General features: G+C 70.9%; 22 protein-coding genes. 12 read left to right on the top strand and 10 right to left on the bottom strand.

Annotated features, from left to right (window positions below):
- Nucleotides 1-6 precede the first annotated feature (6 nt).
- A complete protein-coding gene (locus DFO65_RS08470) occupies nucleotides 7-1,380 on the bottom strand; it encodes a pyridoxal phosphate-dependent decarboxylase family protein (protein WP_113903994.1) in 1,374 nt (457 codons plus the stop codon).
- Between the two features lie 226 nt (nucleotides 1,381-1,606).
- Between DFO65_RS08470 and DFO65_RS08465 the strand changes: the two genes are divergently transcribed.
- From DFO65_RS08465 to DFO65_RS08440, 6 genes are all read left to right on the top strand, one after another.
- Nucleotides 1,607-2,476 carry a TetR/AcrR family transcriptional regulator gene (locus DFO65_RS08465; protein ID WP_113903993.1) on the top strand — a complete coding sequence of 290 codons (870 nt, stop codon included), beginning with the start codon at nucleotides 1,607-1,609 and terminating at the stop codon, nucleotides 2,474-2,476.
- Nucleotides 2,473-3,384 (top strand): beta-keto acid cleavage family enzyme, encoded by a 912-nt coding sequence (locus DFO65_RS08460; RefSeq protein WP_113903992.1) that lies wholly within the window; start codon nucleotides 2,473-2,475, stop codon nucleotides 3,382-3,384. Before DFO65_RS08465 ends, DFO65_RS08460 begins: the two co-directional genes overlap by 4 nt.
- Nucleotides 3,381-4,376 (top strand): 3-hydroxyacyl-CoA dehydrogenase NAD-binding domain-containing protein, encoded by a 996-nt coding sequence (locus DFO65_RS08455; protein WP_113903991.1) that lies wholly within the window; start codon nucleotides 3,381-3,383, stop codon nucleotides 4,374-4,376. The genes DFO65_RS08460 and DFO65_RS08455 overlap by 4 nt, the downstream gene beginning before the upstream one ends.
- 1 nt (nucleotide 4,377) lies before the next feature.
- Complete coding sequence (locus DFO65_RS08450; RefSeq protein WP_113903990.1) at nucleotides 4,378-4,872, top strand: thioesterase family protein; 495 nt, start codon at nucleotides 4,378-4,380, stop codon at nucleotides 4,870-4,872.
- 105 nt (nucleotides 4,873-4,977) lie between these two features.
- Entirely contained in the window at nucleotides 4,978-6,930 is a 1,953-nt protein-coding gene (locus tag DFO65_RS08445; RefSeq protein WP_113903989.1) for a BCCT family transporter, read from the top strand.
- Between the two features lie 129 nt (nucleotides 6,931-7,059).
- Nucleotides 7,060-7,599: a YdeI/OmpD-associated family protein gene (locus tag DFO65_RS08440; RefSeq protein WP_113903988.1), complete on the top strand. Its 540-nt coding sequence runs from the start codon at nucleotides 7,060-7,062 to the stop codon at nucleotides 7,597-7,599.
- 42 nt (nucleotides 7,600-7,641) lie between these two features.
- Here the strand turns inward: DFO65_RS08440 and mobA are convergent, their stop codons facing one another.
- From mobA to DFO65_RS08420, 4 genes are all read right to left on the bottom strand, one after another.
- On the bottom strand, nucleotides 7,642-8,334 hold the full coding sequence (gene mobA, locus DFO65_RS08435) for a molybdenum cofactor guanylyltransferase (protein ID WP_245940558.1): 693 nt from the start codon (nucleotides 8,332-8,334) through the stop codon (nucleotides 7,642-7,644).
- Between the two features lie 105 nt (nucleotides 8,335-8,439).
- A complete protein-coding gene (locus DFO65_RS08430; protein WP_113904250.1) occupies nucleotides 8,440-8,871 on the bottom strand; it encodes a protein-tyrosine phosphatase family protein in 432 nt (143 codons plus the stop codon).
- A 61-nt stretch (nucleotides 8,872-8,932) separates the two neighbouring features.
- Nucleotides 8,933-9,817, bottom strand: a complete 885-nt coding sequence (locus DFO65_RS08425; protein WP_181778676.1) for an LCP family protein — start codon at nucleotides 9,815-9,817, stop codon at nucleotides 8,933-8,935.
- 31 nt (nucleotides 9,818-9,848) lie between these two features.
- Entirely contained in the window at nucleotides 9,849-10,223 is a 375-nt protein-coding gene (locus tag DFO65_RS08420; protein ID WP_147233313.1) for a tyrosine-protein phosphatase, read from the bottom strand.
- Between the two features lie 130 nt (nucleotides 10,224-10,353).
- Here DFO65_RS08420 and DFO65_RS08415 point away from each other — a divergent pair, with 130 nt between their 5' ends.
- Genes DFO65_RS08415 through DFO65_RS08395 form a run of 5 tightly spaced genes read left to right on the top strand, consistent with a single transcriptional unit; the run spans nucleotide 10,354 to nucleotide 14,930 of the window.
- Entirely contained in the window at nucleotides 10,354-11,166 is an 813-nt protein-coding gene (locus DFO65_RS08415; protein ID WP_245940557.1) for an ABC transporter ATP-binding protein, read from the top strand.
- On the top strand, nucleotides 11,163-11,879 hold the full coding sequence (locus DFO65_RS08410; protein ID WP_113903984.1) for an ABC transporter permease: 717 nt from the start codon (nucleotides 11,163-11,165) through the stop codon (nucleotides 11,877-11,879). The genes DFO65_RS08415 and DFO65_RS08410 overlap by 4 nt, the downstream gene beginning before the upstream one ends.
- Nucleotides 11,876-12,592 (top strand): ABC transporter permease, encoded by a 717-nt coding sequence (locus tag DFO65_RS08405; protein WP_113903983.1) that lies wholly within the window; start codon nucleotides 11,876-11,878, stop codon nucleotides 12,590-12,592. The genes DFO65_RS08410 and DFO65_RS08405 overlap by 4 nt, the downstream gene beginning before the upstream one ends.
- Nucleotides 12,589-13,497, top strand: a complete 909-nt coding sequence (locus tag DFO65_RS08400) for an ABC transporter substrate-binding protein (protein ID WP_113903982.1) — start codon at nucleotides 12,589-12,591, stop codon at nucleotides 13,495-13,497. The genes DFO65_RS08405 and DFO65_RS08400 overlap by 4 nt, the downstream gene beginning before the upstream one ends.
- Nucleotides 13,494-14,930 carry a protein adenylyltransferase SelO gene (locus DFO65_RS08395; protein ID WP_113903981.1) on the top strand — a complete coding sequence of 479 codons (1,437 nt, stop codon included), beginning with the start codon at nucleotides 13,494-13,496 and terminating at the stop codon, nucleotides 14,928-14,930. Before DFO65_RS08400 ends, DFO65_RS08395 begins: the two co-directional genes overlap by 4 nt.
- A gap of 33 nt (nucleotides 14,931-14,963) precedes the next feature.
- Here DFO65_RS08395 and DFO65_RS08390 read toward each other — a convergent pair whose 3' ends face one another.
- The 5 genes from DFO65_RS08390 to DFO65_RS08370 form a co-directional block, all read right to left on the bottom strand.
- The gene (locus DFO65_RS08390) at nucleotides 14,964-16,142 is read right to left on the bottom strand and encodes an FAD-dependent oxidoreductase (protein ID WP_113903980.1); all 1,179 of its coding nucleotides are present in this window, start codon (nucleotides 16,140-16,142) and stop codon (nucleotides 14,964-14,966) included.
- Nucleotides 16,139-16,843 (bottom strand): class I SAM-dependent methyltransferase, encoded by a 705-nt coding sequence (locus tag DFO65_RS08385; RefSeq protein WP_113903979.1) that lies wholly within the window; start codon nucleotides 16,841-16,843, stop codon nucleotides 16,139-16,141. Before DFO65_RS08385 ends, DFO65_RS08390 begins: the two co-directional genes overlap by 4 nt.
- A complete protein-coding gene (locus tag DFO65_RS08380; protein ID WP_113903978.1) occupies nucleotides 16,840-17,973 on the bottom strand; it encodes a type III polyketide synthase in 1,134 nt (377 codons plus the stop codon). Before DFO65_RS08380 ends, DFO65_RS08385 begins: the two co-directional genes overlap by 4 nt.
- 73 nt (nucleotides 17,974-18,046) lie before the next feature.
- The gene (locus DFO65_RS08375) at nucleotides 18,047-18,706 is read right to left on the bottom strand and encodes a response regulator (RefSeq protein ID WP_113903977.1); all 660 of its coding nucleotides are present in this window, start codon (nucleotides 18,704-18,706) and stop codon (nucleotides 18,047-18,049) included.
- Nucleotides 18,703-19,920 (bottom strand): sensor histidine kinase, encoded by a 1,218-nt coding sequence (locus DFO65_RS08370; protein ID WP_113904248.1) that lies wholly within the window; start codon nucleotides 19,918-19,920, stop codon nucleotides 18,703-18,705. Before DFO65_RS08370 ends, DFO65_RS08375 begins: the two co-directional genes overlap by 4 nt.
- Before the next feature lie 185 nt (nucleotides 19,921-20,105).
- On the opposite strand from DFO65_RS08370, the gene DFO65_RS08365 reads away from it, so the two are divergent.
- Nucleotides 20,106-20,648 (top strand): DUF1772 domain-containing protein, encoded by a 543-nt coding sequence (locus tag DFO65_RS08365; protein WP_113903976.1) that lies wholly within the window; start codon nucleotides 20,106-20,108, stop codon nucleotides 20,646-20,648.
- Nucleotides 20,649-20,651 lie beyond the last annotated feature (3 nt).

Raw genomic sequence — 20,651 nt, 5'->3', positions numbered from 1 at the left:
GGAGCATCACTCCATCGTGTCGAGGATGTCGACGAGATCGTCGAACGTCGTCAGCGGGTTGACGATGGCGAACCGGGCGTTCGGTCGACCGCGGTGCGAGCTCGGCACGACGAAGGCCCGCTGGTCGTCGAGGAGCCTCTCCGACCACCGGTCGTAATCGGCTCGCTCCCAGCCGTCGCGTTCGAACACGACGACGGACAGCTCCGGCTCCCGCACCAGCCGCAGCCCGGGCCGCCGCCTGATCTCCGAGGCGATCTCCCGCGCGAGCTCGATCGAGTGGGAGATCGCCTCGCGATAGGTCTGGGCGCCATAGCTGGCCAGGGAGAACCACAGGGGCAGCCCGCGCGGGCGCCGGGTCAGCTGGATGGCGTAGTCCGAGGGGCTCCAGTCGTCGGTCTCCGTCAGGGTGTCGAGGTACTCCGCCCGCTGGGTGTGCGCACGCCGACCGCTCGTGGGATCGCGGTAGATCAGCGCGCACGCGTCGAACGGGGCGAACAGCCACTTGTGGGGGTCGACGACGAGGGAGTCGGCGGCCTCGACGCCGGCGAACCGGTGCCGGGCCAGAGGCGAGAGCATCCCCGCCAGACCGTAGGCGCCGTCGACATGGAGCCAGAAGTCGAACTCCTCCTTGAGCTCCGCGATCGAGGCGATGTCGTCGATCGTGCCGAAGTTCGTCGTCCCGGCGGTGGCGACGACGGCGATGACGGCATCGCCGTGCTCCTCGAGCGCCGCCCGCACACCAGGGGCGCGCAGGCGCCCGTCCTCACCGGTGACGACGGGCGCCACGTCGACGTCCATCACCTCGGCCGCCGAGGCGATCGACGAGTGGGCCTCGGCGCTGCACACGATCACCCACCGGTCCGAGGAGCGTGCGGTGGTCGTGGCCTTGCGGGCCTCGCGCGCGGCGACGAGCGCCGAGAGGTTGCCGATCGTCCCGCCCTGGACGAAGACCCCGCCGGCCCCGGCCGGCAGTCCGAACTCTCCCGCCAGCCAGGTGAGGACCTCGTTCTCGGCGTGGATGACGCCGGCGCCCTCGAGCCAGGAGCCCCCGTAGAGTGCGCTCGCGGACACGACGAGGTCGAAGGCGATCGCCGCTTTCGTCGGTGCGCTGGGGATGAACGACAGATACTTCGGATGATCCGTCGTGATGCACGCCGGCGCGAAGATGTGCTCGAAGATCGCCAGCGCCCGGGCCGAGCCGATCCCCTCCTCGCCGATCGTCGGTCCGGCGAGGCGGTTGAGCTCGGCCTCCGTCGTCGGACGATCGAGCGGGGTGTCGACCGCGAGCGTACGACGACGCGAATAGTCGAGGACGAGGTTGACGAGGTTCCTCGACTCGTCGGAGACCTGGTGCATGCGGGAATGACGATCGTCGTTCATGGGGCCCTCCGGGTGCGTGGACGTGGTCACGGCTGGGTGCGGTCGAGGACAGACTACAGTGTCCCCCGTCACACTCGCGCGAGTCGCCGCCGACCGGCGAGCTCCGCCGGCGGCTCACCGCACCGGACCGCCGTCGGAGCATCGCCGGCGCATCCCACTTGCGGACCGACTGATTTCCTGTCAGAAATGCTTGCGATCCTCGCAAGTCTCGCCTAGGCTCTCCACCATGACCACCGCCGCTCACGCCCAGCCGACGGCCGCCCGCGCGAAGCAGGCGATCGTCTCCAGCGGACTGTCCCAGCGTCAGCTCGCGACCGGCATCGGCATCGACGAATCGAAGCTGTCGAAGTCGCTGGCCGGGCGCCGTCGATTCACGGCCGCGGAGCTCGTCGCCATCGCCACGGCCACGGGAGTGACCGTGGCGTGGCTGCTCGGCGAGGATTCCACGGTCTCCGCGCCCCCGCCCGCGCTGTCCGGGCGGACCGGTGACGGGGCGGGCGACGATGATCCGACGCCGCGGCGCATCATCGTCGAGACCGCCTGGGACCTCTTCGCCCGGCACGGCTACGACTCGGTGCGGATCGCCGATGTCGCCGCCGCGGCGGGTGTCTCGAGTGCGAGCATCCACTACTACTTCCCCAACAAGTCCGCCCTCTTCGACGCCACGCTGGGCTATTCGGTCAAACTCGCCTTCGACCGGCAGATCGCCTGGCTCGGCGACATCCCCGATCCGAAGCGCAGGCTGCGCCGGCTGCTCGAGCTGCAGTCGCCGATCGGCCGGACGGCGCGCAGCGAGTGGTCGATCTGGCTGCAGATGTGGAGCCGGCTGACGCTGGAGAACACCTCGGTGCCTGACTACCACGCCAGCTATGACCGGTGGTCGCGGACCGTGCGGGCGACGCTGGAGGACGGGCAGGCCGCCGGCGTCGTCCGCCGCCGCGACAGCGCTGAGATGACCGACGAGCTCACCTCCCTGCTCGACGGACTCGGCGTCAAGGTCCTCACCGGGGTCCTCGACGTCTCCACGTTCCGCAGACGACTGTCCGCCTATCTCGACCGTTCCATCTTCACCACCCCTGATAAGGAGTCACAATGAATCGCAAGGTCATCCTCACCTGCGCGGTCACCGGCGCCGGTGACACCACGCACAAGAGCGAACACGTCCCGGTCACGCCCGAGGAGATCGCCTCCGATGCGATCGCGGCCGCTCGCGCCGGCGCCTCGGTCGTCCACATCCATGTCCGCGACCTCGAGACGAAGCAGGGCTCGCGCGAGGTCGCCCACTACCGCGAAGTCGTCCGCCTGATCCGCGAATCGGACGTCGACCCGGTCATCAACCTCACCGCCGGCATGGGCGGGGACCTCGTCATCGACCCCCAGGACCCGACCTCTCACATGCCGGGCACCGACCTCGTCAACGCCCTCGACCGGCTGCCCCACGTCGAGGAGCTCCTTCCCGAGATCTGCACCCTCGACTGCGGCTCCCTCAACTTCGGCGAGGGCTCGAACATCTACGTGTCCACCCCCGACATGCTCCGGGAGGGCTCGAAGCGGATCCAGACGCTCGGCGTCCGTCCCGAGCTCGAGATCTTCGACACCGGCAACCTGTGGTTCGCCAACGTCCTCGTCGAGGAGGGCCTCATCGACCCCCCGCCGCTCTACCAGCTGTGCATGGGCATCCCCTACGGCGCCCCGGTCGACGCGGGACTGCTCCACGCGATGGTGAACATGCTCCCGCAGGGGGCGGAGTTCACCTCGTTCGCGATCGGCCGCGACCAGCTTCCGTGGGTCGCCCAGTCGGTGCTCGCCGGAGGGCATGCCCGCGTCGGCCTCGAGGACAACCTCTACCTGGCCAAGGGCGTCAAGGCGACGAACGAGTCGCTGACCGATCGCGCGGTGACGATCATCGAGAGCCTCGGCGCCCAGGTCGCGACCCCCGCCGAGGCCCGCGAGATCCTCAACCTCAGGGTCCAGGTCCCCACGGCGACGGGAGCCGATCTGTGAGCGCCTTCCCCTCGCCGCAGGACATCACGACGATCACGTGCGTCGGAGCCGGCACGATCGGAGGCGGGTGGGCCGCCTACTTCCTCGCCCGCGGCTACACCGTGCGCGTCTGGGACCCGTCCCCGGTCGCCGGGGAGAGGCTCGCCCGGCTCATCGACGCCGCCTGGCCCGCGCTGGCCGAACTCGACATGGTCGACGGCGCCGACAAGGACGCGTGGTCGGTCCACACCGATCTCGCCGAGGCGGTCGCCGGAGCCGGCTTCGTCCAGGAGTCGGCTCCCGAGGACCTCGACCTCAAGCGCCGCCTCTTCGCCGACCTCGACGCCGTGTGCGACCCGGGCGTCGTCATCGGCTCGTCGACCTCCGGCTACGCGATGACGGAGATGGCCACCGAGGTCACCCACGCCGACCGCTTCGTCGTCGGCCACCCGTTCAATCCGCCCTACCTCATCCCCCTCGTCGAGGTCGTCGGCGGGGAGCGCTCCTCCCAGGAGGCAGTCGACTGGGCGGCGGCCTTCTACACCCGCATCGGCAAATCGGTGATCAGGATGGACCGCGAGGTCCCCGGCTTCATCGCCAATCGGCTGCAGGAGGCGCTGTGGCGCGAGGCCCTGCACATGATCGACAACGGTGAGGCCACCGTCGAGCAGATCGACCGCTCGATCACCGACGGACCCGGGCTGCGCTGGCCCTTCCACGGGCCGATGCTCACCTTCCACCTCGCCGGCGGTGAGGGCGGAATGGCCCACATGCTCGACCACTTCGGGCCGTCGCTCAAATCCCCGTGGACGCGGCTGACCGCACCGGAGCTCACCCAGGCGCTCCGCGATGACGTCGTGGCCGGGTGCGAGGAGGAGAGCGGCGAGCGCACGATCAGCGACCTCATCGCCGAACGCGATGCGGGGATCGTGGCGCTGCGCAAGCTCACCGGTTCGGGGATCTCTCCCGCTCCGACGGCCTCTGAGTCCACCGCGACCCCGGGCGGGGCCTGAGATGGCGGGCCCGGAGTCGACCGCGGGCAGCGACGACGAGGCGCTCGCCTCGACCGCCCGACGGCTGCCCGACTACGTCACCGAGGTCGCTCCGGAGTGGATCGACTACAACGGCCACATGTCGGAGGCGTTCTACGTCCTCGTCTTCGGCTTCACCACCGACCAGGTCATGGACACGCTCGGCCTCGACGAGTCCTACCGGGAGGCCACCGGATGCTCCCTCTACACCGTGGAGGCGCACATCAGGTACCTCAGCGAGGTGTCCCTCGGCTCGACCCTGACCGTGCGTGCGCACCTCGTCTCCGCCGGTGCGAAGAAGCTCCACCTCGCCTACGAGATGAGAGTGGACGAGACCGTCGTCGCGACCGAGGAGATCATGGCCCTCCACGTCGATCAGCGGAGAGGAGGCACCGCAGAATTCCCCGTCGAGGTCGCTCAGGCACTCGACGCGGTGAGCAGACACACGCCCGAATGGAGCGGACGCCGGATCGGCTGAGAGCACTGCCCCCGGGCCGCGGCGGACACGGAAGTCCGGTGCGGCCCGGGCGCGCCCTGCCCTGATCACGCGCGACGCACGAGCACACAGAGGACACGAAACACCATGGCCAAGCCAGACACCCCCAGACCAGACGACCACGGGCACAAGCGACATCGTGCCAGGAAGGTCCTCAAGGAGGTGACCAAACCAGGACTCGTCCATCCGGCGCTCATCCCCGGCATCGGGGTCGAACGGACAGGGAAGACCTTCGGCACCTCGAAGACCGTCTTCGGCGTCGCCGGAGTGCTCATCGTCGCGGTGCTCATCTGGGCGTTCGTCTCCCCGGAGTCGATCTCCGTGGCGGGGACGACCTCGCTGACCTGGGTCACCCGCACCTTCGGCTGGCTGTTCGGGATCCTCGCCATCGCCATCGCGGTGTTCATGCTCGTCGTCGGCTACGGCCGCACCGGGGGCATCCGGCTCGGCGCCGACGACGAGAAGCCGGAGTTCTCGACGGTGTCCTGGGTCGCGATGCTGTTCTCCGCGGGCATCGGCATCGGGCTCCTCTTCTACGGGCCCTACGAACCCCTCACCTACTTCCTCGACCTCCCGCACGGATTCGAGGCCGAGGCCCTGTCGACCGACGCGATGCAGCTCGCCCAGGCGCAGACGCTGCTCCACTGGGGTCCGATCGCGTGGGCGTTCTATGCGCTCGTCGGCGGCTCGATCGCCTACTCGGCCTACCGCCGGGGGCGTGCCCCGCTCTTCTCCTCCCTCTTCGAGCCGATCTTCGGGGCGAAGGCGAAGGGACCCCTCGGCGCGATCATCGACATCTTCGCGATCGTCGTCACCCTCTTCGGCACCGCCATCTCGCTCGGCATCGGCGCCCTGCAGATCGGCCGCGGAGTCGAGGTCGTCGCCGGGGTCGGCCCGGTCGGCAACGGCTTCCTCATCGGCACGATGGCCGTGCTCACCGTGCTCTTCATCCTCTCGGCCGTGTCCGGGATCAAGCGCGGCATCCGCGCGCTGTCGAACATCAACATGGTCATCGCCGGAACGCTCGCGCTCTTCGTCTTCATCGCCGGACCCACGGTGTTCCTCCTCACCTTCATGCCCGCCGCGCTCGCCGAGTTCGTCGGGCAGCTGCCCACCATGGTCGCCCGCAACGCCTACCAGAGTCCGGAGACCGGCGAGTTCATGTCGGCGTGGACGACCTACTACTGGGCGTGGTGGGTGTCCTGGTCGCCGTTCGTCGGGCTGTTCATCGCGAAGATCTCGCGCGGACGCACGCTGCGCGAGTTCACGACCGTGGTCGTCCTCGTCCCCTCGGGCGTGTGCTTCGTGTGGTTCGGGATCTTCGGCGGCACCTCGATGTGGATGGAGTCCCGGGGACAGCCGATCAGCGAGGCCGGCTCCCCCGAGGCGATGCTCTTCGAGGTCCTGTCCCACCTCCCGCTGGCGGCCATCACCCCGATCCTCGCGATGGCCTCGATCGTCGTCTTCTTCGTCACCTCGGCGGATTCGGCCTCCATCGTCATGGGCTCGCTGTCCCAGCGCGGCAAACCCGAGCCCTCCCGCTGGGTGACGATCACCTGGGGCGTCCTCCTCGGACTCATCTCCGTGTCCCTGCTCATCGCCGGCGGTGAGAACGCCCTCTCGGGACTGCAGTCGATCATGGTCGACTCCGCCCTGCCGTTCGCCTTCGTCGTCATCGGCATCATGTTCGCGTGGTGGAAGGACCTCCGGACCGACCCCTACATCCTCCGGTCGAAGTTCGCCCAGGCCGCCATCGCCCAAGGGGTCAGGCGCGGGATCGAGGACCACGGCGACGACTTCGTGTTCAACGCCACCGAGGTGGCCAAGGACGAAGGCGCCGGCGCCGGGCTCGACACCGAGGACCCCACGCTCACCGAGTGGTACCTCGACGCCACCGGCGACCTCGACTCGGTCCACGCCGAGGACGTCCGGCGCACCCTCGAACCCGGGCGGATCCAGAAGCCGGGCGGGCATCGGCCGGGCGACTTCGCCTCCGGTGACGAATCCCTGACGACCGCGCACACCCATCCCGACGACTGAGCGGTGAGGGACCGAGGCGGCAGGGCGCCGCGCCACCTGCCGCCTCGGTGGTCAGGAATCGAGAAGTCCGCGGGCGCGTGACGGGCTATCCTGTCAGCAGACGCACCCGCCCGACGAAGGAGCCCGCCGATGTCCACGACAACCGCCCCCGCGCAGCCGATCGCCTTCACCGCCACCCCCGAGACGGTCGGGGACCGGACGATCATCCGAGTGCCCGAGGACGCGAGCGCCGAGCTGCCCTCCCGGGGCCAGGTCGCCGCTCATGCTGTCATCGACGGGCACCAGCACAGCATCGTCGTCGAACCCGACGGCAGGCGCGGCCATTGGCTGAGCGTTCCCGCCGACCTGCGGGAGGGCCTCGGCGACACCGTCTCCGTCGCCCTCACGCCGACGAAGGACTGGCCGGAGCCCCAGCTGCCCGACGACCTCCGCGAGGCTCTCGACGCCGCCTCCCACCTCGCCGAGGTGTGGGCCGGTCTGACGCCGATGGCGCGGTGGGAATGGGTGCGGTGGATCGGAGCGACGAGGAACCCCGAGACCCGGGCCAAGCGGGTCCGGGTGACGATCTCGAAGCTCGAGGACGGCAAGCGCCGGCCCTGCTGCTTCGACCTCTCCTCCTGCACGGATCCCGAGCTCTCGCGCAGCGGAAAGCTCATCCCGACTTCCTGAGGACCACCGCCAGCAGCCGCACGGGAAGAGGGGATGTCGAGCTCAGTCCGACGATCCGCCGACGGCGGGCCGCGGCCGGATGGGCAGACGCTCGACGTCGCCGTCGAGCCGCTCGATGCCGGCGAACTCCTCCGGGGTGTCGAAGTCCCTGAGGATCGTCGGGTCGACGGCGATGCTCACGGGTTGAACCCCCTCGAAGAGGAGGCGCACCGGTTTGTCCCGCGGATCCCCGATCGACCGCAGGCGCTCGTCGAGCAGGGTCCTCGGCCACGCCGCGCACAGGTACTGCACCCTGCCCCGGTCGTCGAGTCCCGCCGCCACCGTGCCCGACCGGCGGCTGGCCGCGACGAGCTCACGAAGGTGGGCGACCGTGAGCAGCGGCATGTCCCCGGCGAGGACGAGGACCGTGTCCCGGTCCGACGGGGGCGGATCTGCGGGCGCGGTCGTGCCGGCGATGTCCGCGGCCATCGGCTCCTCCAGCGCCGTGACCGCCGCGGCGATCGCGGCCAGGGGGCCGGAGAACCGCGGCTGTTCGACGACGACGTCGATGCCGGCGATCTCGGAGTCGTCGAGCCCCTCCGCCGTCCCGGCCAGCCAGATCCGGGTCCCCGGTTCCACCGCCGCCGCGACCTCGACGAGGCGGGAGATGACTGTGCGCCCGCCGAGCGTGACCCCGGGCTTGTGGACGCCGCCGAACCGGCTCGACCGACCTCCGCTGAGAATGACTGCGCTCATCGCCATGGCACAGATCCTACGTGCTGTGAAGATGCCCGAACCCAGTCGATGATCATCGGAGTCGGCGGTGGACTCTCCGAGTCGGCAATGAGCTCGACTTGACACTCAGAGGACTGCGGCGACCGTCGCGATCCAGGCCCTCTGGGCCCGGGTCTCGACAGCCCTCGGGTGATAGTGCGCACGCACCCAGTCGACGACGACACCGGGATCGATCCCGCTGAGGAGGCCGAGCACGCACAGCGCGGTCCCCGTCCGGCCGATTCCCGCCCCGCACGCGATCTCGACCCGTTCGACCGCGGCCCGGCGGTGCGCCTCGCGCAGGGCATCGAGGGCATCGGCATCGGAGTGCGGCAGTCGGAAGTCGGGCCACCGGACCCACCGGGACGGCCAGGTCGTGATCCGCGGGTCACGGCCCTGCAGGTAGACGGCGAAGTCCGGTGGCGGGAGGGCGTCTCGATCACGCCTCAGCCCGGTCCCGCGCACACTCACGCCGTCGGGGAAGACGACGACCCCCTCGACGTCACCCCAGCCGCTCATGCTCTCCTCCTGCTGCTCGGCCTCCACACGCGTGTCCCCTCCTGCTCGCGGCCCGCGAACCTCAGTAACCGAGCGAGGCGAGGCCGCGGACGAATCCGATGGGATCGTCGCCGGCCAGCGCCTCGCGCAGGACGGGCACCGCCTCGACGTCCACGTCGACGATCACGTGTCCGGACTCGTCGCGGCGCGACGTCGTCGGCAGCGTGACGGTGAGGATGTTCACGGGCGAGAGTCCACGCAGCCGGCCGGGGAGACCGGCGAGCACCGACGTCGTCAGTCCCGCATCGGTGCGCGATCCCGCCGCGAGCAGGGAGAAGAGGCCGACGAGCTCCTGCGGATCCTTCGCCGGCCGGCCGAGGTCGAGGGCGGCGATGAGGGAGCGCAGCAGCGCCCGTTGACCGCGGGTGCGCGTCTGCCCGGCGTCGTCGATGGGATCGGCGGCGACGAATGCCCGGGCCCGGACACCGTCGAGATGGTTGGTGCCGACGACGAACTCCCCTGCGGCGGTGGAGAAGGCGACGGCGCTGTAGACGGCCAGCGGTCCGAGCCGGTCGACGATCCCCGCCAGCGCTTCGATGTCGAGGGACATCACATGGTCGACCCGCATGCCGAGGATGTCCTCGACGACCGCGACGGCCACCGGCCAGCCCGACTCGTCGATGAGCTCGCCGAGGCTCGCTCCCGCCTCCACCGTCGTGGCCGGATTGATGACGAGGACGATGACGCCGGTTCCGGAGGCCGGGACGTGGATGAGTGCGATGACATCCCCGCCGGAATCCGTGGGCACGCGCAGGAGCAGGCTCAGTCCCCCGGTGGAGTCGGGCCGGATGGGCTCGGGCGGGAAGACGGCGGTGAGCTTGCGCCCGGGGTCGTCGAACGCAGCTCGGGCGCGGTTGGCGTCACGCAGGGAACCGAGGGAGGAGAAGAGAGTCCGTACTGAGGGCACAGGGACGAGTGTACTGCTCAGGCGTCGCGGGTCAGAGCGGCGCGGAGGGCCTCCTGCTCGTCCGTGCCGATCCCGAGTCCGTCGGCGAGGATCTCCTCGGCGAGGTCGGGTCCGAGAGGATCTCGGGAAGTCGTGCCGCCGCGGCTCCGGAGTCGTCGCCGAGGACGTCCTCGACGACCTCGTGGACGCCGGAGAGCACCGGGTCCGGTCGGGATTCGCGTTCGACGCGGGTGCGGAGGTCGAAGACGCGCTTGAGCTCGAGGTGGGCGAGCGCGCTCCGCCCATCCTCGTCGAGCCGGCTGAGGTCGACGGACCGGAAGACCTGGCCGGTGCGCACGACCCGTCCGTCTCCGGCCGGGTGTCCGCCGAGATCGCGGAGATCGGGCACATGCGGGATCGTGATCATCGTCGGCTCCTTCGAGACACCATCATGGTCCAGGTCCGGCTCCCCGTCCACGGGCTCATCGCGGTGCTAGGGTTTCAATCACAAGCCCGGCTGTCACCCCGGGCGAGGCGGACACACCGAGGAGTGGCCTGTGGGAATCGAATTCGCAGCGGTGTCGAAGGTCTATCCCGGGTCGAGCGCGGCCGTCTCCGACTTCTCCCTGACCGTGCCCTCGCATCGCACCGTCGTCCTCGTCGGCTCCTCGGGGTCGGGGAAGACGACTCTGCTGCGCATGGTCAACCGGATGGTCGAACCGACCGCCGGCAGGGTGCTCATCGACGGCACGGATGTCAGCACGATCGACCCCGTGGCGCTGCGCCGGTCGATCGGATACGTCCTCCAGCATGGCGGGCTGCTGCCCCATCGCAGCGTCATCGACAACATCGCCACCGTCCCCATCCTCACGGGAACCCCGCGCCGGCAGGCCAGGGAGCAGGCACGGGAGATGCTCGCCGAAGTCGGCCTCGACGGCTCCGTAGCCGATCGCTATCCCGGGCAGCTCTCCGGTGGTCAGCAGCAGAGGGTCGGCGTCGCCCGCGCCCTCGTCTTCGACCCGAACATCCTCCTCATGGACGAACCGTTCGGTGCGGTCGATCCGATCGTCCGCCGCGACCTTCAGGACAGCCTCCTGCGTCTGCAGGCCGAGCTCGGCAAGACGATCGTGTTCGTCACCCACGACATCGACGAGGCGTTCCGCCTCGGGGACGAGGTCGTCGTCCTCCGCTCGGGAGGCCGGATCGCCCAGCACGGCACACCGGCGGAGATCATGGCCGCCCCCGCCGATGACTTCCTCCGCAGCTTCATCGGCGCCGACCGCGGGCGGCGCACCCTGCGCACCGAGCGCGTCGGGGACCGCACGATCGCCGTCGACGAGGACGGCCGCCCGGTGGGAGTCCTCGAATGACTTGGCTGGGCCACAGTTGGCCCCTCGTCCTCGCGCTCACCCGCGACCACCTCGTCCTCAGCCTGCCCGCCGTGCTCATCAGCGTCCTCATCGCCGTGCCCATCGGTCGGCTCGCCTTCCTCCGCCCCCGCCTCGGTTCGCCGCTGCTCACCGCGGCGGCGCTCCTCTACGCCGTCCCGGCCCTGCCCCTGCTCATCATCGTCCCCGCCGTCATCGGCACCCCGCTGCGCTCCCAGGCGACGATGATCGTCGCCCTGAGCGTCTACGGAGTCGCCCTGCTCGTGCGCACCGCCGCCGACGCCTTCGCCGCAGTCGACTCCCGGATCACCGACGCCGCCGTCGCCATCGGCCACTCCCCCACGAGCGTGTTCTGGCGCGTCGAGCTGCCCCTGGCCGTGCCCGTCCTCCTCTCCGGGGTGCGGGTGGTCATGGTGAGCACCGTGAGCCTCGTGACGATCGGCGCCCTCATCGGCGTGCCCGGCCTCGGGTCCCTGCTCACCGACGGATTCCAACGCGGCATCACCGCCGAGGTGGTCACCGGCGTCGTCGCGACCGTCGTCCTCGCGCTCGTCCTCGACGGCCTCCTCCTGCTCCTCGGACGCGCACTCACCCCGTGGACCCGGCCGACGCCTCGGCGCCGGCGGCCCGCGGCCGTGACCGCCACCCGGGCCGACCCGCCGTCCGGAAACGCCGGGACCGGGGAGGGACCGTGAATCTCTCCGCCGAGGCGCTCGCCTGGCTGACCGATCCCCTCAACTGGTCGGGTCCCGGAGGGATCCCCACCCGCTTGGCCGAGCATGTGCTCATCTCCGCGGCCGCCGTGCTCATCGCCGCCGTCATCGCCCTGCCCGCCGGGGTCCTCATCGGCCACAGCCGCCGGGGAGCCGGGGTCGTCGGGGCGATCGCCGGAGCCGCCCGCGCCGTGCCGACCCTCGGTCTGCTCACGCTCTTCGGCCTCGGGCTGGGCATCGGACTGGAAGCGCCGCTGCTCGCACTCATCATCCTCGCCGTCCCGTCCCTGCTCGCGGGCGCCTACGCGGGCACCGAGGCGATCTCCCCGACGATCACCGACTCCGCGACGGCGGTGGGGATGAGTCCCGCACAGGTCGTCCTGCGCGTCGAGCTGCCCCTGGCCGCGCCCGTCATCATCGGCGGGATCCGCGCGGCCACCCTCCAGGTCGTCGCCACCGCCACCCTGGCCGCCTACACCTCGGACGTCGGGCTCGGCCGCTACCTGTTCTCCGGGCTGAAGTCCCGGCAGTACGACGAGATGCTCGCCGCCGCCCTGCTCGTCACGGCCGTCGCCCTCCTGCTAGAGATCGGACTCGCCGCATGGCAGCGGGCCGCACGAGCCCGCATCGTCGGCACCCCGCACGCACCGCTCACGCCCGCTCCGGGCTCACCACAGGGAAGAGGTAAGACATGATCCGCTCACCCCGCACCGCTCTGGCCGCCACCGCCGCCTGCGCGCTCCTGCTGTCCGGCTGCGGCGGCGACCCGCTCGAGGACCAGGGCGGGCAGTCGGCGGACACGGACGCCATCGTCATCGGTTCGCAGGACTACTACTCGAACGAGATCATCGCCGAGACCTACGCCCAGGCTCTCGAGGCGGCCGGCGAGACGGTCGATCGGCAGTTCCGCATCGGGCAGCGCGAGGTCTACCTGCCCGAGATCGAGAACGGGTCGATCGACCTGTTCCCGGAGTACTCGGGGCCCCTCCTCCAGTATTGGGACGCGGAGACCCCGGCGCGCAAGAGCGACGAGGTCCATGACGCCCTGGTCCAGGCGATGCCCGAGGGTCTGCGCGCCCTCGACCAGGCCCGCGCCACCGACCAGGACTCCTACGTCGTCACCCGCGAGTTCGCGGAGGAATGGGACCTGTCGTCGATCGAGGACCTCGCGAAGGTCGACGAGCCCATGACGATGGGAGCGAACTCCGAGGCGGAGAACCGCCCGAACGGTCCGCGGGGACTCAAGGAGGTCTACGGCGTCGACGTGGACTTCGCCCCGATCGAGGACGGCGGCGGGCCCCTGACGGTCAAGGCGCTGACCGACGACGACGTGCAGCTGGCGATCATCTACACCGCCGACCCCTCGATCCGGAAGAACGACCTCGTGTCCCTCGAGGATCCGAAGGGCCTGTTCCTCGCCTCCCACGTGGTCCCGGTGGCCAGCGACGCGATCGACGACTCCGCCGCCGAGGTGGTCGACCGGGTGAACGCGGCCCTGACGACCGAGGTGCTCATGGAGCTCAACGCACGCAGCGTCGAGGAGGAGCTGCCCGCCGCGGACATCGCCGGCGACTGGCTCAGCGACGCGGGCCTGAGATGATCCCGACCCTCGCCGTCCGATCCGAGTTCGCCAGGGAGCTGCCCGAACTCGCCATCGCCTGGCGCGCCGAGGAGTTCCCCGCCCCCGAGGTGCTCGTGCTCAACACCCCGCTCGCCCGGGAGCTCGGCCTCGACCCCGAGCAGCTGCGCTCTCCCGACGGGGCCCGGCTGCTCACCGGCAACCGGGTCCCCGCAGGGACCGCTCTCGTGGCCCAGGCCTACTCCGGGCACCAGTTCGGGTGGTTCTCCCCGCGGCTGGGCGATGGCCGGGCCCTGCTCATCGGCGAGCTGACCGGGCCCGATGGTCGCCTCCGCGATCTCCATCTCAAGGGCTCGGGCCCGACCCCCTTCGCCCGCGGAGGTGACGGTTTCGCCGCGCTCGCCCCGATGCTGCGCGAACTGCTCGTCAGCGAGGCGATGCACGCCCTCGGGATCCCGACCACGCGAGCCCTCGCGGTGACCGTGACAGGGGCTGCCGTCCACCGCGACGGCCGGAAGCCGGGCGCGGTGCTCGCCCGGATCGCGAGCAGCCACCTGCGGGTCGGCAGCTTCCAGTACGCGCGGACGAAGGACGATCCGGACCTGCTGCGGCGCCTGGCCGACCATGCGATCGCCCGCCACCATCCGCAGGCGGCCGGCGAGGAGAATCCCCACCTCGCGCTGCTCGGCGCTGTCGTGCGGGTCCAGGCCGAGCTCATCGCGCAGTGGATGCTCACCGGCTTCGTCCACGGGGTGATGAACACCGACAACATGACGATCTCCGGGGAGACCATCGACTACGGACCCTGCGCGTTCATCGACGCGTTCGACCCGGCCGCGGTCTTCTCCTCGATCGACGAGACAGGACGCTACTCCTACCGCAATCAGCCCCTCGTCGCCGAATGGAACCTCGCGCGATTCGCCGAGACGCTCCTCCCCCTGCTCGCCGAGAGCCAGGACGACGCGGTAGGCCTGGCCGAGGAGGCCCTGGGAGAGTTCCGCCCGACGTACAGCGCGGCCTGGACGGCAGGGATGAGCGCGAAGCTCGGAGTGGCCGAGGCCGATGTCCCGTCCCTCGCCGCCGACCTCTTCCCACTCCTCCACGAGCACGCGGTCGACTTCACGTCGGTCTTCCGCGCCCTGGGGACGGCGGCAGGCGGCGACGATCGACCCGTGCGGTCGCTCATGGCCGGCGCCGACGTCGACGAGTGGCTGGGACGCTGGCGGGCCGCACACCCCGATCCGGACCTCATGGACCGGACGAACCCGATCTTCATCCCGCGCAACCACCTCGTCGAAGAGGCCCTCGACGCCGCGACGGACGGTGACATGAACCCGTTCACCGAACTGCTCGAGGTCGTCACCTCCCCCTTCGCCGAGCGTCCCGGACGCGAACGGTACGCGGCACCCGCGCCCGCCGACTTCGGCCCCTACCGGACCTTCTGCGGCACCTGACCCGCCTGCCCGCGCACCGGTTCGTCGTCCCCGTCAGCCCAGGGACCCGGTCAGCGCCCTGCGCATCGTGAAGGCCCGGGCCAGGGCGCCCCTGGCCGGAGTCGACAGGGCGGCGCGCAGCAGGGCGTCGCGGACCCGCACCCGCGACTCGGGCATCGGTCGGCCCAGGCGCATGTTGAGCTCGGCCTGGATCGCCGCGGCCCGAGCCGCTGAGAGGAGTCTCCCCTCGACGTGCCTCGTCTCCGGCACGGACTGCGGCGGCGCGCCCGAGGCCGAGGATTCGAGGATGAGCGGTGCCAGGGCTCGGGCGTCGAGCCAGCCCAAGGTCATCCCCTGCCCGCCGATCGGGCTGATCTCATGGGCGGCATCGCCGACGATCACCGTGCGCCCGGACACCAGACGGGAGGCCAGTCGCCGCCGCACCCCGAAAGCGCTGACCATCGTCGCCGTCGCCGGATCCGGGGCGTCCCCGGTCCGATCGGCGATGATCGCGGCGAGGATCGCCGGATCCTCGGCCCGACTCACCAGTGAGGTGTGGACGACCCACCTGCGCATCGATCCGGGCAGCGGGAACGATTCGACGACGCCGTCCGGTTCGAGGTGGATCACCGCGGTCGGGTCCCCGGTGGGATCGGCGAAGTCACCCATGAGGTACCGGTCGGGCAGCTCGCGGAGGGTGTGCGGGATCCTCGCGCTCGAGCGCACGAGGCTGTGCGGGCCGTCCGCGCCGACGACGAGAAGCGCCGTCCACGAGGCGACCGTTCCGGTGGCGGTGTCACGAGCGCTCATCCGCACGTGATCGCCGGTCTCGACCACTTCGGTGACCTCCCACCCCAGGCGCAGGGCATCCGGCGACAGCTGCGCCAGCCGTGCGATGAGCAGCCGTTCCGTGTGCCGTTGGGGCAGAGTGAGGACATAGGGGCGCTCGGGCCACGCGGTCTCGAAGCTGAGCTCACCGAGGACCCTGCCGCGACTGCACCCCAGACCCGACCGCACCTGGACCCCGGCTGCCACTGCCGCCTCGGCGAGACCGAGGTCGGACAGGACCGCGAGCGCGGGCGGGTGGAGGCCGATCGCCCGGGAGTGGAGGCGGGGTCGGGTGCGGCGCTCGAGGACGACGACGTCGACGCCGCGGTCGGCGAGCAGTCCCGCGAGCACGAGGCCCGTCGGCCCTCCACCGACGATGAGCACGTCGCACGACTCCTCGGTCATCGCCGCCGCGCGGCGTCGTGGATGAGGAGGACCCGGAACGGGCGCCCGGATTCCACCCGCCAGCCCGGCGCCGCCGCGGCCAGTTCGGCCGGCGTGAAGCTGCGCCGGATCGAGGTGAGTCCGTCGGGGCGGATGAAGGAGCCGGGGAAGAACGGCCAGGTGCCGACGGAGAAGAGCGCATAGGCCAGACGACTGCGGTGGATGTCGCTGTGGACGCAGCGCAGGCGGGTCAGGCGCTGCGAATCCTCGAGCAGCGCCGTCAGTGCAGCCGGGTCGAGGTGGTGGAGCAGGTGGTTGGAGATGACGACGTCGAAGGTCTCGCCCGCCGTGACGAGGTCCCGGCTCAGCGCCTGCCGGTACTCGACGCCGGCCACGGCCGGAGCTCTCCGGGCCCAGTCATGGGCGCGCGCGTCGGGATCGGCGGCGGTGATGCGCAGGTCGTACCCGTCGCGTCTGCCCCAGCGGGCGAGCGCCCGGGCCAGGTCACCGCCGCCGGAGCCGATGTCGAGCAGGGTGGTGGGGCCGCGCTCGGACAGGAGCGGCCGGATGAGACCGCGGTACGTCCGGGCCCATCCCGCGACGAGTGCGTTGACGACCCGGAACTGGGCGTAGGTCCGCTCGAGCCTGGCCCGGTCGCAGTCCGGATCGTCCATCCGCTCCCGGGCACGGGTGTCGCGACGGCTCAGGTCGGGCAGGATCACGGGTTGGCGCCCACGGTCGTCAGCAGACCGGTCTCGACGGTCAGCCCGGGTCCGAAGGCCATGGAGCAGATGCGTTCGCCGTCCCCCGATCCGGGCTTGTCGAGGATCCGCTTGAGGACGAAGAGGACCGTCGCGCTGCTCATGTTCCCGAACTCGCGCAGCACCGACCGCGAGTGCACGAGCTGGTCCTCGTCGAGGCCGAGTCGGCGTTCGACCTTGTCGAGGATGCTCCGTCCGCCCGGGTGGATCGCCCAATGCTCGATCCGGCGGTACCCGGAGCCGGTCAGCGAGTCGTCGGCGGCGAGCAGGGGGTCGAGCGCCCCGGCGATGTGCTCGTCGATGATCTTGGGGACGTAGGTGCCCAGCACCATCTCGAAGCCGTGGTCGCCGATGTTCCAGGCCATCGCCTCCTCCCCGACCGGGGTGAGGACGGTGGCGAAGCGATCGAGGCGCAGCCCCCTGCCGGTGCTCGGATCGCGTCCGGTGATGAGCGCGGCGGCCGCACCGTCGGAGAACAGGGAGGAGCCGAGGATGGTATCGGGGTCGTCGGAGACCCGCACGTGGATGCTGCACAGTTCGGCGCTGACGACGAGGACGACGGCATCCGGGTCCGCGTCGCAGATCGTCTTCGCCTGCCGCAGGGCCGGGAAGGCGGCGTAGCAGCCCATGAAGCCGAGGTGGTACCGCTGCACGGAGGGGTCGAGGCCGAGGTCCCGCACGATCCGGTAGTCGGGTCCGGGCGAGAAGAATCCGGTGCAGGACACGGTGATGACATGGGTGACGTCGCCGGCCTCGACGTCCGGGCAGGCGTCGAGTGCGGCGCCGGCGGCGGCGACGAAGAGCCGCGCCGCCTCCCGCACGTAGACGGCGTTGCGGGTGCCCGTCGACGGATTGAGGATCCGTGCGGCCTCCGGGTCGAAGAACAGGGGTGATTCGGCCCGGGAGGAGAAGCTCATCTCGTCGACGACGCTGCGCCGGCGGTCGATGCCCGAGGAGTTGAAGGCGGCGCCGATGAGCCGTCTCGCGAGATCGCTGATGCCCGGCTGAGCGGCGAAGACGTCGCGGACCTCGGACTGGATGAGCACGGTCTCGGGAACGGCGACCTCGAGGGATCTCAGCGTGACGGCCATGCCCCATTCTCGTGCCAGGCTCTCGATATTGGCAAGAGGTGCTGTGAGGGGCGGCACCAGCTAGACACGACCCTCAGGCGCCGGGTTCCACCAGTCCGGACTCGTAGGCGATGACGACGAGTTGGGAGCGGTCGCGGGCGCCGAGGCGGCCGAGGAGGCGGGACACATAGGTCCGCGCGGTGGCCGGTGAGATGAACAGTGCCTGAGCGATCTCGGCATTCGACTCACCGCGGGCGACGTGCCGCAGGACTTCGCGTTCGCGCTCCCCCAGTGCCTCGAGCGCCGACCGGTCGAGGCTGCGCTGCGGGGCTGCCCGGATGCCGGCGAGGACCTTGCTCGTCACCGCCGGGGAGAGCAGGGCCTCACCGGCGGCGACGGTGCGGATCGCTGCGCGCAGGTCGCGGGCGGAGATGTCCTTGAGCAGGTAGCCCGAGGCTCCGGACCGGATCGCCTCGGCGATGTCCTCGTCCTCGTCGAAGGTCGTGAGCATGACGACCCGCGTCCCCTGCAGCTGCGGGTCGGCGACGATGAGGCGAGTGGCCTCGAGACCGTCCATCTCCGGCATCCGGATGTCCATGAGGACGACGTCGGGCCTGAGCTCGCGGACGCGGCTGAGCCCGGTCCGTCCGGTGCCCGCCTCGGCGACGACGCGGATGTCCCCGTCGTGCTCGGCGAGGTCCTTGAGCCCCGTGCGCAGCAGCTCCTGGTCGTCGACGACCACCACCGAGATCATGAGCCCAGCCTCGCCGGCAGGAGGGCGCGGACCGCGAATCCTCCGCCCGGGGCCGGGGCGGCCTGCAGGTCCCCGCCGAGGAGGCGCACCCGTTCGGCCATTCCCTCGAGTCCGGTGCCGCCCGATGCCCGAGCGGTGTCCCGGTCGTTCGCGCCGGGCCCGTCGTCGACACCGGGTCGCGGGCCGGCCGGACCGTCGTCGGCGATCGTCAGCAGCAGCCGGTCGTGCTCGGGGCGGAGGGAGACCCTGGCGACGGCGGAGCGCGAATGCCTGAGCACATTGGTCAGGGACTCCTGGACGATGCGGTGGACCGCGGTTCCGACGGCGGCGTCGACCTCCTCGGCGTCGACCGCGATCTGTGCGACGACGTCGATGCCGGCGTCCCGCGCCTCGTCGAAGAGCCGACCGAGACCGGCGAGGCCGACGGCCGAGCGGTCGACGCCCTCGCCGTCGGCCGAGCGCAGGAGCTTCACGGTCGCCCGCAGCTCGTGCAGCGTCTCCGAGGCGGCTCGGCGCACCCGTTCGACCGCCTGGGCCGCGCGCGCGTCGTCGTGGCCGATCGCCTCGGCGGCGACGTTGCTGTGGACGGCGATGACGGAGATCGAATGGCCGATGACGTCGTGGAGGTCCCGGGCGATGCGGAACCGTTCGGTCTGGAGCCGTCGCTGGGCCTCGCGGCGCTGGTCGGCGATGCCGCGCTGCCGCTCGCGCTCCTCGTGGGCGCGGATCTCCCGCCGCGAGCGGACGCTGACGGCGAGGGCGATGGCCGCGGCGGCCAGGGCGATGTCGGTGAGCAGATCGTAGCTGTAGAGGTAGGCCGCCGGGAGCCCCTCGTGCAGCCGCGCGTATCCGGCCACGGCGATGAGCGCGAGACCGGCGCCGGCGGACCACCGGGTCCATCCGGCTTCGGCCGTCGAGTACAGGGCGGGCACCGCGGGCAGGGCGATGCCGATGGGCGGCCAGTCGAAGATGTAGTAGACGAAGACGGCGACGACCGTGACGGTGAGCACCGTCCGGGGCGCGCGGCGCCGGGCCAGGAGCAGGGCGCCGAACCCGAGGGCGAACGCATAGGCGCCGGGTCCCGCCCTGCCCGTCCCCTCGAGGTCGGCGGTGATGACGACGGTGAGCACGAGAGCCAGGGTCAGGGCCAGGGCGAGGTCGACGAGGCGCGGGTGGGCCGCACCGGCACGTGGATCCGTCGTCTCGCTCGCCATGGGTTCAGAGTAGCCGCCGCCGTGGATGCGGGGAATCACCTGGAGGCGACATCCTCCGTCGCCTCCCGCGCACCGGCTCCTCGGCCCGCTGTCGATCCAGATGACGCCTCGGGGCCGATGACCGGGAGGTGGCACGGTCATTAGCGTCGGAGACGTCCCGCCGATCCCCTCACAGGAGTACCGCCATGAGTGCCGACACCGCCCGCACCACCCGTCCGACACTGCTCGACCGGCTGCGGCTTCCCGTCGTCATCGCCTATCTCTGGGTGATGATGACCCTGTTCGGAGCCATCGTCCTCGAGACGCTGATGATCTACCCGAACGTCTTCGCCGACCCTCCCGAGTCCCTGGGGCTGGCGATGGAGTTCCTCGCGGTCACCGGGCCCGGCGACGTGTTCCCGCCCTTCGGCATGGCCTGCTGGATCCTCGGCGCCGCCTCACTGCTGCTGACGATCCGCGTTCGCGGTGTGCGCTGGTGGATCGCGCTGAGCCTCGCCGCGCTCGTCGCCGAGGGGATCGTGTCGATGCTCTTCTTCTGGCCCCGCAATGACGTCATGTTCGTCGAGGGCCTGGCCGTCCATTCCGCCGAGCACCTCATCGCCGTCGCCCGCGAGTTCGAGACCTGGCACTGGATCTCGCGGATGACGTTCAACTCCATCGGAGCGGCGTCCGTCTTCGTCGGATTCCTCCGGCTCCACCGGTTCCGGGTGCTGGCCGCCGGGGTCTGAGCC

The sequence above is a fragment of the Brevibacterium sanguinis genome, from assembly GCF_003315415.1.
GTDB lineage: Bacteria > Actinomycetota > Actinomycetes > Actinomycetales > Brevibacteriaceae > Brevibacterium > Brevibacterium celere_A.
Note: the sequence above shows the minus strand (reverse complement) of the source record. Positions and strands in the feature narration are given on the sequence as shown.

Bases quoted from the DNA above. Each gene is read 5' to 3' on its own strand.
- DFO65_RS08470 (WP_113903994.1), bottom strand. From the start codon at position 1,380: ATGAACGACGATCGTCATTCCCGCATGCACCAGGTCTCCGACGAGTCG.
- DFO65_RS08465 (WP_113903993.1), top strand. From the start codon at position 1,607: ATGACCACCGCCGCTCACGCCCAGCCGACGGCCGCCCGCGCGAAGCAG.
- DFO65_RS08460 (WP_113903992.1), top strand. From the start codon at position 2,473: ATGAATCGCAAGGTCATCCTCACCTGCGCGGTCACCGGCGCCGGTGAC.
- DFO65_RS08450 (WP_113903990.1), top strand. From the start codon at position 4,378: ATGGCGGGCCCGGAGTCGACCGCGGGCAGCGACGACGAGGCGCTCGCC.
- DFO65_RS08445 (WP_113903989.1), top strand. From the start codon at position 4,978: ATGGCCAAGCCAGACACCCCCAGACCAGACGACCACGGGCACAAGCGA.
- DFO65_RS08440 (WP_113903988.1), top strand. From the start codon at position 7,060: ATGTCCACGACAACCGCCCCCGCGCAGCCGATCGCCTTCACCGCCACC.
- mobA (WP_245940558.1), bottom strand. From the start codon at position 8,334: ATGAGCGCAGTCATTCTCAGCGGAGGTCGGTCGAGCCGGTTCGGCGGC.
- DFO65_RS08430 (WP_113904250.1), bottom strand. From the start codon at position 8,871: ATGAGCGGCTGGGGTGACGTCGAGGGGGTCGTCGTCTTCCCCGACGGC.
- DFO65_RS08420 (WP_147233313.1), bottom strand. From the start codon at position 10,223: ATGATCACGATCCCGCATGTGCCCGATCTCCGCGATCTCGGCGGACAC.
- DFO65_RS08410 (WP_113903984.1), top strand. From the start codon at position 11,163: ATGACTTGGCTGGGCCACAGTTGGCCCCTCGTCCTCGCGCTCACCCGC.
- DFO65_RS08400 (WP_113903982.1), top strand. From the start codon at position 12,589: ATGATCCGCTCACCCCGCACCGCTCTGGCCGCCACCGCCGCCTGCGCG.
- DFO65_RS08395 (WP_113903981.1), top strand. From the start codon at position 13,494: ATGATCCCGACCCTCGCCGTCCGATCCGAGTTCGCCAGGGAGCTGCCC.
- DFO65_RS08390 (WP_113903980.1), bottom strand. From the start codon at position 16,142: ATGACCGAGGAGTCGTGCGACGTGCTCATCGTCGGTGGAGGGCCGACG.
- DFO65_RS08380 (WP_113903978.1), bottom strand. From the start codon at position 17,973: ATGGCCGTCACGCTGAGATCCCTCGAGGTCGCCGTTCCCGAGACCGTG.
- DFO65_RS08375 (WP_113903977.1), bottom strand. From the start codon at position 18,706: ATGATCTCGGTGGTGGTCGTCGACGACCAGGAGCTGCTGCGCACGGGG.
- DFO65_RS08370 (WP_113904248.1), bottom strand. From the start codon at position 19,920: ATGGCGAGCGAGACGACGGATCCACGTGCCGGTGCGGCCCACCCGCGC.
- DFO65_RS08365 (WP_113903976.1), top strand. From the start codon at position 20,106: ATGAGTGCCGACACCGCCCGCACCACCCGTCCGACACTGCTCGACCGG.